At 72.0% G+C, this 14,140-nt stretch carries 11 protein-coding genes; 10 read left to right on the forward strand and 1 reads right to left on the reverse strand.

Annotated features, from left to right (window positions below; all coding sequences use genetic code 11):
- Positions 1–232 precede the first annotated feature (232 nt).
- The 8 genes from ssd (at position 233) to KALB_RS01680 (ending at position 5,906) form a co-directional block, all read left to right on the forward strand.
- The gene (gene ssd / locus KALB_RS01645) at positions 233–1,309 is read left to right on the forward strand and encodes a septum site-determining protein Ssd (protein WP_025353982.1); all 1,077 of its coding nucleotides are present in this window, start codon (positions 233–235) and stop codon (positions 1,307–1,309) included.
- The gene (locus KALB_RS01650) at positions 1,299–2,456 is read left to right on the forward strand and encodes a TadA family conjugal transfer-associated ATPase (RefSeq protein ID WP_025353983.1); all 1,158 of its coding nucleotides are present in this window, start codon (positions 1,299–1,301) and stop codon (positions 2,454–2,456) included. The genes ssd and KALB_RS01650 overlap by 11 nt, the downstream gene beginning before the upstream one ends.
- A gap of 2 nt (positions 2,457–2,458) precedes the next feature.
- Positions 2,459–3,274 carry a type II secretion system F family protein gene (locus tag KALB_RS01655; RefSeq protein WP_042221523.1) on the forward strand — a complete coding sequence of 272 codons (816 nt, stop codon included), beginning with the start codon at positions 2,459–2,461 and terminating at the stop codon, positions 3,272–3,274.
- Positions 3,271–3,987, forward strand: coding sequence for a type II secretion system F family protein (locus KALB_RS01660; protein ID WP_025353985.1), 717 nt, complete (start codon positions 3,271–3,273; stop codon positions 3,985–3,987). The genes KALB_RS01655 and KALB_RS01660 overlap by 4 nt, the downstream gene beginning before the upstream one ends.
- A gap of 14 nt (positions 3,988–4,001) precedes the next feature.
- Positions 4,002–4,184: a DUF4244 domain-containing protein gene (locus KALB_RS44760; RefSeq protein ID WP_025353986.1), complete on the forward strand. Its 183-nt coding sequence runs from the start codon at positions 4,002–4,004 to the stop codon at positions 4,182–4,184.
- Entirely contained in the window at positions 4,184–4,528 is a 345-nt protein-coding gene (locus KALB_RS01670) for a TadE family type IV pilus minor pilin (protein WP_025353987.1), read from the forward strand. The genes KALB_RS44760 and KALB_RS01670 overlap by 1 nt, the downstream gene beginning before the upstream one ends.
- A gap of 35 nt (positions 4,529–4,563) precedes the next feature.
- On the forward strand, positions 4,564–4,950 hold the full coding sequence (locus KALB_RS01675) for an Rv3654c family TadE-like protein (protein ID WP_025353988.1): 387 nt from the start codon (positions 4,564–4,566) through the stop codon (positions 4,948–4,950).
- Positions 4,951–5,270: 320 nt separating this feature from the next.
- On the forward strand, positions 5,271–5,906 hold the full coding sequence (locus KALB_RS01680; protein ID WP_025353989.1) for a bifunctional DNA primase/polymerase: 636 nt from the start codon (positions 5,271–5,273) through the stop codon (positions 5,904–5,906).
- On the opposite strand, the gene KALB_RS01685 is transcribed toward KALB_RS01680, so the two are convergent.
- Positions 5,873–8,317, reverse strand: coding sequence for a DEAD/DEAH box helicase (locus KALB_RS01685; RefSeq protein WP_081789151.1), 2,445 nt, complete (start codon positions 8,315–8,317; stop codon positions 5,873–5,875). The genes KALB_RS01680 and KALB_RS01685 overlap by 34 nt on opposite strands.
- A gap of 205 nt (positions 8,318–8,522) precedes the next feature.
- On the opposite strand from KALB_RS01685, the gene KALB_RS01690 reads away from it, so the two are divergent.
- Positions 8,523–10,811 carry a sodium-translocating pyrophosphatase gene (locus tag KALB_RS01690; RefSeq protein WP_025353991.1) on the forward strand — a complete coding sequence of 763 codons (2,289 nt, stop codon included), beginning with the start codon at positions 8,523–8,525 and terminating at the stop codon, positions 10,809–10,811.
- A gap of 477 nt (positions 10,812–11,288) precedes the next feature.
- Complete coding sequence (topA, locus tag KALB_RS01695; RefSeq protein WP_025353992.1) at positions 11,289–14,132, forward strand: type I DNA topoisomerase; 2,844 nt, start codon at positions 11,289–11,291, stop codon at positions 14,130–14,132.
- Positions 14,133–14,140 lie beyond the last annotated feature (8 nt).

Here is a 14,140-nt window from a genome sequence, read left to right on the forward strand (position 1 = left end):
TGACGGGGGTCGTCCTCTATCCGGGACCAGGCGGTAGGCCCGAGGACGCCCCGCTCCATCGTGCCCCACAGGTACGACAATCCCGCGCCGCAACCGCCCGCGGACCCCCAGTTGTCCACAGCCGCAGAGTTGTCCACATCTGGATCTCCGAGCCCCCCGCTCCCCACTCCCGCCCCGCCATGGTGGTGCCAAGGCGCACGACCGAGGCGCCCTCAGGGACGGGGGAAGCGGGATGAACCAGGCGAAGCCGCTGGCGCTGGTCGGCGACGAGGACCTGCTCGGCGACCTGCTCAAGGTGGCCGCCGCGGCGGGCTGCGACCTGGAACGCGCCCCCGACGCGGGCTCGGCCCGCGGCAGTTGGGCCCGCGCACCCCTGGTGGTGCTGGACGGCCAGGCCGCACAGGGCTGCGAGCGGGTCGGCCTGCCCCGCCGCTCCGGTGTGGTCCTGATCGCCTCGGGCACCCCACCGGCCACCCTGTTCGAGCGCGGGGTCGCCGTGGGCGCGGAACGGGTCCTCGGCCTGCCGGAAGGCGAGTCCTGGCTGGCAGGGGCCTTCGCCGACGCCGTGGACGGGCCGAGTCAGGAACCCGGCCGGGTGCTGGCCGTGGTCGGTGGCCGGGGCGGTGCCGGTGCCTCCGTGTTCACCGCGGCGGTGGGGCTGGCCGCACTGCGCAGCGGGCGACGCACCCTGCTCGTCGACTGCGACCCGCTGGCCGGTGGCCTGGACCTGGTGCTGGGCGCGGAGTCGGCGGCCGGCCTGCGCTGGCCCGAGCTGGCCCTCGGCGGTGGCCGGGTCTCCGCCTCCTCGCTGCGGGCCGCCCTGCCCGGTCAGGACCGCGGGCAGGGCAGGCTCACCGTGCTGTCCTGTGACCGGGACAACGGGGAGTTGAACCCGCAGGCCGTGGCCACCGTGCTGACCTCAGCCCGGCGCGGTGGCGAACTCGTGGTGTGCGACCTGCCCCGGCATCGCAGCGAGCCCGCCGAGGTCGTGCTCGACCACGCCGACCTCGCGGTGCTGGTGGTGCCCGCCGAGGTCCGTGCCTGCGCCGCCGCCCGCCGCGTCGCGGGCCAACTGTTCGGTGAGGCCACCCAGGCCCAGGTCGTGGTGCGCGGACCCGCGCCCGGTGGGCTGAGCGCCGACGAGGTCGCACGAGCGGTGGGCCTGCCCCTGCTCACCGCCATGCGCTCGCAGCCCGGTCTCGCCGCCGACCTGGAACGCGGGCGCCCGCCCACCCGTGGCCGAGGCCCGCTTGCCGCCGCGGCGCGGGCCGTGGTCGAGGCCCTGTGCGAGGTCCCCGATGCCCGATGACCTCGTGGACCGGGTCCGACTGCGGCTGGCGGCCGGTGGCGTGGCCCTCACCCCGGCCAGGGTCGCCGAGGCGGTGCGTGCCGAGGTCGGCGGGGTCGCCAGCGACGTGGACGTGCTCGGCGCGATCGAGCGGGTGCACCAGGAGTTCGTCGGTGCGGGACCGCTGGAACCGTTGCTGCGCGACCCCTTCACCAGCGACGTGCTGGTCACCGGGCCGGATCAGGTCTGGGTGGACGGCGAGCACGGTCTGTGCCGGACCGGGATCCGGTTTCCCGACGACGACGCCGTGCGCCGTCTCGCGCAGCGGCTGGCCCTGTCCGCCGGGCGCAGGCTCGACGAGGGCCAGCCCTACGTGGACGCCTGGCTGCCGCACGCCGAGCAGCAGGACCGGGTCCGCATGCACGCCGTGCTGCCCCCGATCTGCGCCGACGGCACGGCCCTGTCCCTGCGCGTGCTGCGCCCCGCCGTGCACGACCTGACCGCACTGCGCCGCCTCGGCACGTTCACCGCGGACATCGAACGCGTGCTGCGCGCGATCGTGTTGGCACGACTGGCCTTCCTCGTGGTCGGGGCGACCGGGTCCGGCAAGACCACGCTGCTCGCGGCGCTGCTGGGCTGTGTGCCAGCAGGGGAACGTGTTGTCTGCGTTGAGGATGCGGGCGAACTCCGGCCCGACCACCCGCAGACCGTGCGACTGGTGGCCAGGCAGCCCAACGTCGAGGGCGCGGGTGAGGTGACGGTCCGCGACCTGGTCCGGCAGGCGCTGCGGATGCGACCCGACCGGATCGTGGTCGGGGAGGTGCGCGGGGCTGAGGCGTGTGAACTCCTCGCGGCGCTCAACACCGGGCACGACGGGGGAGCGGGCACCTTGCACGCCAACTCACCCGCCGAGGTGCCCGCCCGCATGGAGGCTCTCGCGGCACTGGGCGGTATGAGCCGTCCCGCGTTGCACAGCCAACTCGCTGCTGCCGTGCACCTGGTCCTGCACGTCAAACGGGATCGCTACGGCATGCGCAAGCTCGTCGAGATCGGCGTGCTCGACCGTCCCGCCGACGAGGTCGTGGTGTGCCCGGCCTGGCGCGAGGGCGAGCAGTTGGCGGGTTGGCCGCTGCTGACCGAGTTGCTCGCCTGCCAGAGGAGGCGGTGATCGTGCCCGTTGTCACTGTGCTGCTGCTGGCAGCGGCTGTGCTGGTCTGGCCGCCGAAGCACGGGCGCCATCGACTGCACGCGATCGCGCCGACCGTGCCACGTGCACGGCGCCGCCGCCCGCTGCCCCGGCCCAGCAGTGCCGTGCTCGCCGTGGCGGGTGCCTGTGTCGGCTGGTCGGTGCTCGGTGCGGGCGGCGCCATCGCCAACGCGGTGCTGTGCGTGACCTGCTGGCGCCGCTGGCACTCCCGGCGCGCCGTGCGCCGCCGGGCCCAGCTCACCGAGGGCATGGTCGGCGCGCTCACCGCGCTGGTGGCCGAACTCAAGATCGGCGCACACCCGGCCACCGCCGCCGAGCGGGCCGCCATCGACGCCGAACCGCAGGCGGCGAAGGCCATGATCGCTGTCGCCTCGGCGGCCAAGCTGGGCGGGGAGGTCGATCGGGTCCTGCTGGACAAGGCGCACGAGGAACCGAGCCTGCGCACGGTGCTCGCCAGGCTCGGCCACGCGTGGCGGCTGTCTGGGCGACACGGTCTACCACTCGCCGAGGTGGTGGACGCGGTCCGCCGCGACCTGGAGGAGCGGATCAGGTTCACCAAGCAGGTGCACGCGAGGATGGCCGGGCCCAGGGCCAGCGCGGCCGTGCTCGCGACACTGCCCGAAGTGGGCGTGCTGCTCGGCGAGGCCATGGAGGCGCACCCGCTGCACGTGCTCGCGGACACCGCGATCGGGCAGTTCGCGCTGGTGCTCGGCGCACTGTTCATCTGCGGTGGTGTGCTGTGGAGCGCCAAGCTCACCGAGCACCCGGTGGCGCCATGACCACCACAGCGCTGGTCCTGCTCGCCGTGGCGCTCGTGCTGCTGCCCGGACCGGCCCGGGCGCGCGAGCGGGTCCACTCGGTGCTGGTCCGCAGAGACGCCGAGCCCGTTGCGGTGCCACGATCCCCACCGGCCTGGCTGCCCTGGCTCGGCGCCCTCGCCGCAGGCACGATTGCCACGGTGCTGGCGAGCTGGGTGGTCGGCCTGGTGGTCGCGGGTGGGGTGGCGTTCGGGCTGCGGACCTGGCTCGCTGCCTCGCAGCGCGTGGTGACCGATCCACTGGCCCTCGCCGCGGCCTGGGACCTGTTGGCGGCCTGCCTCACCGCCGGCTTGCCGGTGGCCACCGCGATCCGTGCGATCAGCCCGGTTGCCCCGGAACCGAGCGCCACGGCACTGCTGCGGACCGCCGACCTGATCGCACTGGGCGCCGACCCCGTGCAGGCGTGGGCGCCAGCGCTGGCCGAGGCCAGCACGGCCGAACTCGCCCGCGCTGCCCGGCGGAGCGCTCGCTCGGGAACGGTGCTGGCTGGTGTGGCCGGCGGGCTGGCCGTGCGGGGCAGGGCAGCGGCAGCCGACCGCGCCGAGGCCCGTGCACAGCGGGCCGCCGTGCTGATCACCGCACCGCTGGGGCTGTGCTTCCTGCCCGCCTTCTTCTGCCTCGCAGTGCTGCCGGTGCTGCTCGGGCTCGCGGGCCAACTGCTGATCACTTGGTGAGAGGGGACAGAACTGTGGAGAGGATCCGCCGCCGGCTTTCGCTCGGTTCCGAGGACGGGATGGCAACCGTGGAATACCTCGTCGGGCTCTTGGCCGTCGTGGCCTTCGCGATGGTGCTCTACTCGGTGCTCACCGGCGATTCGGTCATCGCACGAGTGCACGAACTGGTCGAGCGAGCCCTGTCGGTGAACATCTGATGCGCGGCGACGGGGGCGGCGTCACCGTGGAGACGGCCATTGCGGTCTGCGCCCTGCTCTTCCTGTTGGTGGTGTGCCTGGCTGCGTTGGCAGCGGTCACCGGGTCGGTGCGCTGTACGGACGCCGCGCGGGAAGCGGCCAGGCTCGTCGCCCGCGGTGACCCGGCCAGAGCTGAGCAGGCGGTGCGGGCGATCGGCCCCAGCGGTGCCCGGTTGTCGGTGCGGGTGGACGGGGACGAGATCTCCGTGGAGGTGACCGCCAGCCCGGTGGGTGGGCTGCTGCCCGGCTGGCGGCTGCGCGGCCAGGCGCACGCGGTGCTCGAACCAGGTGCGACTGCGCAATGAGCGAGCCTGCGAGCGAGCCACTAGGCACAGGGCCCGTGCGGAGCGCCGGTGCTGCGACGAGTGGTCACCGGGACGAGGGCGGTGCGACCGTGCTGGCGGCGGTGATCGCCACGGCGCTGGTGCTGTCCACGGTGCTCGGGCTCCACCTCGGCGCTGCGGTGCTGACAAGGCATCGCGCCACCGCAGCCGCCGACCTGGGCGCGCTGGCCGCCGCGGCGCAGGCCGTCGCCGGTACCGACTCCGCCTGTCGCCGGGCGGCGTGGGTGGCCGACCGGTACGGGGTACGGCTGACCGCTTGTCGCCTGCGGGGCTGGGAGGCCGCCGTCGAGGTGACCGCTCAACCGCCCGGCTGGCTGGCTGCCACCGGTACGGCCAGTGCACATGCACGTGCAGGTCCGGCTGAAGTGTCGGAGGGCGGGTGAGGGCCGAAGGCGCGATGAGCGGTCAGCGACACGCGGTGAGTGGCGTCACACCCGTTCGCCACGGCGTGTCGGCGCCGCCCGTCGCGGAGCCAGGCGAGCGCTCGGCTGTCGGCCGCCGTTCGGCCCATCGGTCGGCGGCCCTTCACTCGCCGTTCCCCAGCTACCAGTTGTCGACAGCGGGTTACCGGGGGTGCCCCTCGTGCCGTTGAGTGTGTTGTGGGCGCTTGAGGCGCTCGCAGGTTCGAGAGAGACAGGTTGGCAGTACTGGGAACGGTGGCTCTCTCCTGAAGAAGGCCGCAAGGCCATGGAGGCGACAGAACATGGATTGGTCGGATAGCTGGCGCGGGGCGTTCCGCATCGAGCTGCGTGCTGAGGCGATGGGCCTCGCGTGGCGCGGTTGGCCGGTGCTGCCAGGTACCTATCCGGCGGGCTCGCAGTGGGCGGGCCGGGACGGTGTCCAGGAGGACGGTCCGGTGCCCGTGCACCGTGACTGGGCGGACCGGATCGGAACCAAGCCGGAGCAGGTCGCGGCGTGGTGGACCGGACGGCGCTACAGCCTCCTGGTGGCGACCGGGTACGTCGTGGACGCCATCGAGGTGTCCGCGGACCTGGGCCGCCGAGTGGCCAGTGTGCTCAGGACCACCGGGGTCGTGGTGCCGATCGCCGCCACCCCGGCGGGCAACTGGCTGTTCCTCATCCAGTCCGGTCAGGAACTGGGATCCGAGCTGGCCGCGCGCGGAGACGTCCTGCTGCACGGCCGCGACAGCTGGATCCCGTTGCCGCCCACTCCCTTCCAGCACGGTGTCGTGCACTGGAGGGTCAAGCCCGAGGTCTGCGGTTGGGCACTGCCCGATTCCCAGGTCGTTCAGGAGGCCATCGTCGAGGCCACCCGACCGGATCTGGCCGAGCTGCTGGATGCCTCTCAGCAGCTGGTCGCCGTGGACCGCTCGTTCTGATCGCCCGCCCGGCCGTGGTGGACTCCGTGTTGTCGTCCGGCCCCGACAACCCCGAGCACGGAGTCCAGCACGGCCACCGCGCCACCCTTGTCCAGCGGTTCGTTGCCGTTCCCGCACTTGGGCGACTGAACGCAGGACGGGCACCCAGCCGAACACTCACAAGAGGAGATCGCCTCCCGAGTAGCGACCAGCCATGGGACCAACGCGGCGAAGCCGCGGTCGGCGAAGCCGGCTCCCCCGGGATGACCGTCGTGCACGAACACCGTTGCCTCCCCGGTATCCGTGTGCAGCGCGGTCGACACGCCCCCGATGTCCCATCGATCGCAGGTCGCGAACAGCGGTAGCAGGCCGATCGCCGCGTGTTCGGCAGCATGCAGTGCGCCGGGGACGCGCGCCGGAACGAGCCCGGCGCCCCCCGGCGCACTGCCGCACAACAACTCCTCGCTCACCGTGTACCAGACGGCCCTGGTGCGCAGGGTCTGCTCCGGCAAGTCCAGGGCCACCTGGTCGAGCACCCGGCCCGAGGGCAGCTTGCGCAGGTAGCCGACGACCTGTGAGGTCACGTCCACCTCGCCCAGGCACACCGACACCCCGCCCTCGAAGCGCTTCTCCTCCACCGTGCGCACCACCGAGATGTCCACGACGTTGCGCGGCTGCGTGGTCCACTCCGGGTCCTCGGCGTGCACCAGGGCCAGGCCGCCCTCGAGGTCGAGCTGGTCCACCACGTACGAGCTGCCCTGGTGCAGGTAGAGCGCGCCGGGATGCACCGACCAGCAGGCGGATCCGGGGTCGACGGTGCCCAGCATGCGGCCGGAGTCGCCCTCGACCACGGCGATCTGCTCACCGCCGGAACCGCGGATGTCCACACTGGCGTGCGGCCGCTCGTGCGAGGTCCAGTACCAGCCGGTGGGCCGCTTGCGCAGCACCCCGTCGGCGACCAGCTCGTCCAGCACCGACCTGGCCACGTCACCACCGAACCCGGCGAGGCAGTCCTCGGTCAGCGGCAGCTCGGCGGCGGCGCAGGCCAGCTGCGGGGCCAGCACGTACGGGTTGGCGGGATCCAGCACGGTGGCCTCGACGGGGCGGTCCAGCACGGCGGCCGGGTGGTGCACCAGGTAGGTGTCCAGCGGGTCGTCGCGGGCCACGAACACCACGAGCGAGCCGTCACCGGCCCGCCCGGCGCGTCCGGCCTGCTGCCAGAACGAGGCCAGCGTGCCGGGGTAGCCCGCGACCACCACGGCGTCCAGCCCGGCGATGTCCACACCGAGTTCGAGCGCGTTGGTGGTGGCCACGCCGAGCAGTTCCCCCTGGGACAGCGCGCGTTCCAGCGCACGGCGTTCCTCGGGCAGGAAGCCCGCGCGGTAGGCGGCGACCCGGTTGGCCAGGTCCTCGTCCAGCTCGCCGAGGATGCGCCGGGCCATCAGCGCGGTCAGCTCCGCGCCACGCCGTGAGCGCACGAAGGCCAGGGTGCGGGCCTGCTCCACGACCAGGTCCGCCAGGATCCGGGCCGCCTCGGTACCGGCCGCCCTGCGCACGGGCGCGCCGTTCTCCCCGGCCAGGTCGGTCAGCAGCGGCGGCTCCCACAGCGCCACGGTGCGCTCACCGCGCGGTGAACCGTCCTCGGTGACGGCCTCGCAGTGCAGCCCGGACAGCCGCAGCGCGGAGGCCGCCGGGTCGGCGACGGTGGCCGAGGCCAGCACGAACACCGGTGAGGCGCCGTACTTGGCGGCGATCCGGCGCAGGCGGCGCAGCAGCAGCGCCACGTGCGAGCCGAACACGCCGCGGTAGGCGTGGCACTCGTCGACGACCACGAAGGCCAGCCGCCGGAAGAACGAGGACCAGCGCGAGTGCGCGGGCAGCACGCCCCGGTGCAGCATGTCCGGGTTGGTGAAGATCCACCGCGAGTGGGAGCGCACCCAGTCCCGCTCGGACATGGGGGTGTCCCCGTCGAAGGCGGCCGGGCGCACGCCCTCGGCCTGGAGCGCACGCACCGAGCGGAGCTGGTCGGCGCCCAGGGCCTTGGTTGGGGAGAGGTACAGGGCGGTCGCGCGGGGTTGCTCGAGCAGCCGGGAGAGCACTGGCAGTTGGTAGCCGAGGGACTTGCCGGAGGCCGTTCCGGTGGCGAGCACGACGTGACGGCCTTGCCAGGCGTGCTCGGCGGCCAGCGCCTGGTGCGTCCACGGACGGTGCACCCCCGAATCGCGCAGTGCACCCACCAGTTCGGCGGCGGCCCAGCTCGGCCACTCGGCGTGCTGGCCGGACCTCCGCTCCTGGTCAGTGACATGCGTCACTGGGGATTCGCCTGCCGGGGTGCCTGCCAGGACGCGTGCCAGCAGGGCCCGGCCGCGCTGGGACTGATCATCGGCTCCGACCACAACGGCCAGCTTCGCACACAGGTGCGACAAGCCCATCCGACCTGGATCGATTCCGTACGACACCCGTTGATAACGGACCGTAAACGGATCGGGACTGATCGTCGGGCTGACTTGCCAGACCAATAGACTCCGCCGGCATTGCATCCACTGTGAGGATGCACACGCTGCGTCGGGGCCGACGCACGAGGGCCGGCTCCTGGCGCTGAACGCTGAAACGCGCTTGAAGTAACCAGGAGGACGGATGTCCCGGCAAGTACTCGCGGAGGGCCCCCTGACGCTCTCCGGGGGTGACTACACCGTCGTCGGTGTGGTCGCCGTGGTCGCCCTCGTCGCCCTTGCTGTCGGGTATGTCCTGCTCAAGGAGGTTCTGGCCGCCGGCCAGGGCACTCCGAAGATGCAGGAGATCGCCAAGGCAGTTCAGGAGGGCGCGGCGGCCTATCTCAACCGGCAGTTCCGCACGCTCGTCTTTTTTGTCGCCATAGTCTTCGTACTGCTGTTCTTCCTGCCGGCGGACACCGTGGGCGAGCGCATCGGGCGCTCGGTGTTCTTCATCGTCGGGGCCATCTTCTCGGCCGCGATCGGCTACCTCGGCATGTGGCTGTCCACCCGCGCGAACCTGCGCGTGGCGGCTGCCGCCAACGAGGGTGAGGGCGGTCGCGAGAAGGCCATGCGGGTAGCTTTCCGCACCGGCGGTGTGGTGGGCATGAGCACGGTGGGCCTCGGCCTGCTGGGTGCCTCGATCGTGGTGCTGTCCTTCGCGGGCCAGGCCCCGAAGGTGCTGGAGGGCTTCGGCTTCGGTGCCGCCCTGCTGGCCATGTTCATGCGTGTCGGCGGCGGCATCTTCACCAAGGCCGCCGACGTGGGCGCCGACCTGGTCGGCAAGGTCGAGCAGAACATCCCCGAGGACGACCCGCGCAACGCCGCCACCATCGCCGACAACGTGGGCGACAACGTGGGTGACTGCGCGGGCATGGCCGCCGACCTGTTCGAGTCCTACTCGGTGACCCTGGTCGCCGCGCTGATCCTCGGCTCGGTCGCGTTCGGTGCGCAGGGCCTGCTGTTCCCGCTGATCGTGCCCGCCATCGGCGTGCTCACCGCGGTGATCGGCGTCTACATCACCAAGGCTCGCCCCGGCGAGAACGGCCTGTCCGCGATCAACCGCTCCTTCTACATCTCGGCGGTCATCTCGGCGGTGCTGTGCACCATCGCGGCCTTCGCGTACCTGCCCAGCACCTTCGGCCAGCTGCACGGCGGCCTGGCCAACACCGCGGGCAACCCGGCGCTGGTCGCCGCGATCGCGGTGATCATCGGCATCGTGCTGGCCGCGATCATCCTGTGGATCACCGGCTACTACACCGGCACCGAGAACAAGCCGGTGCAGGAGGTCGGCAAGACCTCGCTGACCGGTGCGGCCACGGTGATCCTGTCCGGCATCTCGGTGGGCTTCGAGTCCGCCGTCTACACGGCCGTGGTGATCGGTGCCGCCGTGTACGGCGCGTTCCTGCTCTCCGGCAGCGTGGCGGTGGCGCTGTTCGCGGTGGCCCTGGCCGGTACCGGCCTGCTCACCACGGTGGGCGTCATCGTCGCGATGGACACCTTCGGCCCGGTCAGCGACAACGCCCAGGGCATCGCGGAGATGTCCGGCGAGGTCGAGGGCGATGGTGCGAAGATCCTCACCGAGCTGGACGCGGTGGGCAACACCACCAAGGCCATCACCAAGGGCATCGCCATCGCGACCGCCGTGCTCGCGGCGACCGCGCTGTTCGGCTCCTACGTCAACGCGGCGGGGCTGGACGCGGCCGCGAGCCAGGTGCAGGCCGCCTTCGCGGTGTTCACCCCGAGCACCCTGGTCGGCCTGATGGTCGGCGCGGCCGTGGTGTTCATGTTCTCCGGGCTCGCCGTCAACGCGGTGACCAGGGCCGCCGGTGCCATCGTGTTCGAGGTGCGCCGCCAGTTCCGGGACAACCCGGGCATCATGGACGGCTCCGTCAAGCCGGAGTACGGCAAGGTCGTGGACATCTGCACCCGCGACTCGCTGCGCGAGCTGGCCACCCCCGGCCTGCTCGCGGTGCTGGCGCCGATCGCGGTCGGCTTCGGCCTCGGGGTCGGCCCGCTGGCCGGCTACCTGGCCGGTGCCATCGCCACCGGCACGCTGATGGCGGTGTTCCTGGCCAACTCCGGTGGGGCCTGGGACAACGCCAAGAAGCTGGTCGAGGACGGCAACCACGGCGGCAAGGGCTCCGACGCCCACGCCGCCACCGTCATCGGCGACACCGTGGGTGACCCGTTCAAGGACACCGCTGGCCCGGCCATCAACCCGCTGATCAAGGTGATGAACCTGGTCTCGGTGCTGATCGCCCCGGCCATCGTGGCGTTCTACGCCGAGGGCGTGAACCCCGCGTTCCGGATCGCCATCGCCCTGGTCGCGGTCGTGATCATCGGTGCGGCCATCGTGGTCTCCAAGCGTCGCGGAACCGCGATCGCGGACACCCCGGCGGACGAGGCCGTCAGCAACGGCGCAGGGGTCTGAGCACTCCCGGTGGCCCGTCCCGGCTTGCTGCCGGGGCGGGCCACCGGCCTGTCGGTACCGCGCCGGAACGGGTGGCGTGCTCTACCCTCCCGGCATGGACCAGGTGTCCTCTTCTTCGGCAGACTTCGCGCCGCCGGGTTCGGGCGACCTGGCCGGTCCGCTCTGCGGTCCAGGCCGGTGTGCCAGCGCGGAACACGGCTCTGACCAGGGCGGGAGCAGGGCCAGGGCTGCGCTGAGGGCCAGGTCCGCGGCTGGCCGGAGGACCCTGCCAGGAGCGGTTGGCGGACCTGTTCGGAGCGGCTCCAGCCGTGCGTCCGAGCGGATCCGGATTGTCCTCCGTGCAGGTGTTGGGGTCTACTCCCGATGGGTGGCAATGCTGTGTTATGTCACTCTGTCGGACAGGGGACTGGTGGTCCGCGCCCGCTGACGGGGCATAGTGGCGGGCTGGAGTAGCGGTGCAGAAGAGAGCGGGACGGCGTGGCAGGGTCGACTAAGGCGAACAAGAGCGGTGCCGGGACGAACGGGTCCGGCAACCGCCGACTGGTGATCGTCGAGTCACCGGCCAAGGCCCGCAAGATCGCCTCCTACCTGGGGCGCAACTTCGTCGTCGAGTCCTCCAAGGGGCACATCCGCGACCTGCCGCGCAAGGCGGCGGAGATCCCGGCGAAGTACAAGGGCGAGCCCTGGGCCAACCTCGCCGTGGACATCGAGCACGGCTTCGAGCCGGTCTACATCGTGACCCCGGACAAGAAGGCCACGGTCACCGAGCTCAAGGAACTGCTCAAGGACGTAGACGAGCTCTACCTCGCGACAGACGGTGACCGCGAGGGCGAGGCCATCGCGTGGCACCTGCTGGAGACGCTCAAGCCCAAGGTGCCCGTGCGGCGGATGGTCTTCCACGAGATCACCGAACCGGCCATCCTCGCGGCGGCGGCCAACCCGCGTGACCTGGACACCGACCTGGTCGAGGCCTACGAGACCCGGCGCATCCTGGACCGGCTGTACGGCTACGAGGTCTCGCCGGTGCTGTGGAAGAAGGTCATGCCGAAGCTCTCGGCTGGCCGCGTGCAGTCGGTGGCGACCAGGATCGTGGTGCAGCGCGAGCGCGAGCGGATGCGCTTCGTCACCGCCTCCTACTGGGACATCGGCGCGCAGCTGGACGCGGGCCCGGACGCCGAGCCGAGGCAGTTCGGCGCGCGCATGGTCGCGGTGGACGGGGTGCGTCTGGCCGCGGGCCGCGACTTCGGCCCCGACGGGCAGCTCAAGGCGGCGACCGGCGTGCGCGTGCTCAACGAGGCCGAGGCACGCCAGCTGGTGGACGGGCTGGCCGGTGCCGCGCTGTCGGTGGTCAGCGTCGAGGAGAAGCCGTACACGCGGCGGCCCTACGCGCCGTTCATGACCTCCACGCTGCAGCAGGAGGCCAGCCGCAAGCTGCGCTTCACCGCCGACCGCACGATGAGCACGGCGCAGCGGCTGTACGAGAACGGCTACATCACCTACATGCGTACCGACTCGACGACCCTGTCGGAGTCGGCGATCAGCGCGGCGCGCAGCCAGGCCACGCAGCTCTACGGGGCCCAGTACGTGGCCGACAAGCCCCGCCAGTACGCCCGCAAGGTCAAGAACGCGCAGGAGGCCCACGAGGCGATCCGCCCCGCCGGTGAGGTGTTCCGCACCCCCGGCGAGGTCGCTGGCGAGCTGGCCGCCGACGAGTTCCGGCTCTACGAGCTGATCTGGCAGCGGACCATCGCCTCGCAGATGCAGGACGCGCGCGGCACCACGATGAGCGTGCGCATCGCGGGCAGGGCCGCCTCCGGCGAGGAGTGCACCTTCGCCGCATCGGGCCGCACCATCACCTTCGCCGGGTTCCTCAAGGCGTACGTGGAGGCCATCGACTCCGAGGCCGGTGGCGAGGCCGACGACGCCGAGCGCAGGCTGCCCCAGCTGGTCAAGGACCAGGCGGTGACCGCGAACGAGCTGACCGCCGACGGGCACACCACCAGCCCGCCGCCGCGCTACACCGACGCGAGCCTGATCAAGACGATGGAGGAGCTGGGCATCGGCCGCCCCTCCACCTACGCCACGATCATCAAGACCATCCAGGACCGCGGCTACGTGTGGAAGAAGGGCTCGGCGCTGGTGCCCGCCTGGGTCGCCTTCGCCGTGGTCACCCTGCTGGAGCAGCACTTCGAGCGGCTGGTGGACTACGACTTCACCGCCGCCATGGAGGACGAGCTGGAGCGGATCGCCGCAGGCGACCAGCACCGCACCAACTGGCTGACCGGGTTCTACTTCGGTGGCGAGGTCGGCCCGTCGGGCTCGGTCGGCCGGGGCGGCGGGCTGAAGAAGCTGATCGACGCCAGCGTCGAGGGCATCGACCCGCGCCAGGTCAACTCGATCCCGCTGTTCACCGACGAGGGCGGGCACACCGTGGTGGTCCGGGTCGGCCGCTACGGGCCGTACCTGGAGCGCGAGGTGGACGGGGAGTCCCAGCGCGCGAACCTGACCGACGGGCTGCCGCCGGACGAGCTGACCCCGGAGGTGGCGGAGAAGCTGTTCGCCACCCCGATCGAGGGGCGCTCGCTGGGCAACGACCCGGTCACCGGGCACGAGATCGTGGCCAAGGAGGGCCGCTTCGGGCCGTACGTGACCGAGGTGCTGCCCGAGCAGCCCGACGCCAAGAAGGCGGTCAAGCCGCGCAGCGGTTCGCTGTTCAAGTCCATGTCCCTGGACACCGTGGACCTGGCCGACGCGCTCAAGCTGCTCTCGCTGCCCAGGGTGGTCGGCAAGGACCCGGAGACCGGTGCCGAGATCACCGCGCAGAACGGGCGTTACGGGCCGTACCTGAAGAAGGGCACGGACTCGCGCTCGCTGCTGACCGAGGACCAGCTGTTCACGGTCACCCTCGAAGAGGCGCTGAAGATCTACGCCGAGCCGAAGAAGCGGGGCCGCCAGGCCGCCGCGGCCCCGCCGCTGAAGGAGATGGGCAACGACCCGGTCTCCGGCAAGCCGATGGTGGTCAAGGACGGCCGGTTCGGCCCGTACGTGACCGACGGGGAGTACAACGCCTCGCTGCGCAAGAGCGACAGCGTGGAGGAGCTCACCGACGAGCGGGCCGCCGAGCTGCTCGCGGAGAAGCGGGCGAAGGGCCCGGCGCCGAAGAAGAAGGCGCCCGCCAAGAAGCCCGCCGCGGCAAAGAGTGGCACGGCCAAGAGCGGCACGGCCAAGTCGGCCACCGCGAAGACGGCGGCGGCGAAGTCCACCGCGGCGGCCAAGAAGCCCGCGGCGGCGAAGAAGGCGCCTGCCAAGACGAAGGGCTGACGCGGGTT

The organism is Kutzneria viridogrisea DSM 43870 (assembly GCF_000525635.1).
Classification (GTDB): Bacteria; Actinomycetota; Actinomycetes; order Mycobacteriales; family Pseudonocardiaceae; genus Kutzneria; species Kutzneria viridogrisea.

Coding starts and splice junctions, on each gene's coding strand:
- KALB_RS01690 (WP_025353991.1), top strand. CDS start 8,523: ATGTCCCGGCAAGTACTCGCGGAGGGCCCCCTGACGCTCTCCGGGGGT.
- KALB_RS01680 (WP_025353989.1), top strand. CDS start 5,271: ATGGATTGGTCGGATAGCTGGCGCGGGGCGTTCCGCATCGAGCTGCGT.
- KALB_RS01650 (WP_025353983.1), top strand. CDS start 1,299: ATGCCCGATGACCTCGTGGACCGGGTCCGACTGCGGCTGGCGGCCGGT.
- ssd (WP_025353982.1), top strand. CDS start 233: ATGAACCAGGCGAAGCCGCTGGCGCTGGTCGGCGACGAGGACCTGCTC.
- KALB_RS01660 (WP_025353985.1), top strand. CDS start 3,271: ATGACCACCACAGCGCTGGTCCTGCTCGCCGTGGCGCTCGTGCTGCTG.
- KALB_RS01670 (WP_025353987.1), top strand. CDS start 4,184: ATGCGCGGCGACGGGGGCGGCGTCACCGTGGAGACGGCCATTGCGGTC.
- KALB_RS01685 (WP_081789151.1), bottom strand. CDS start 8,317: ATGGGCTTGTCGCACCTGTGTGCGAAGCTGGCCGTTGTGGTCGGAGCC.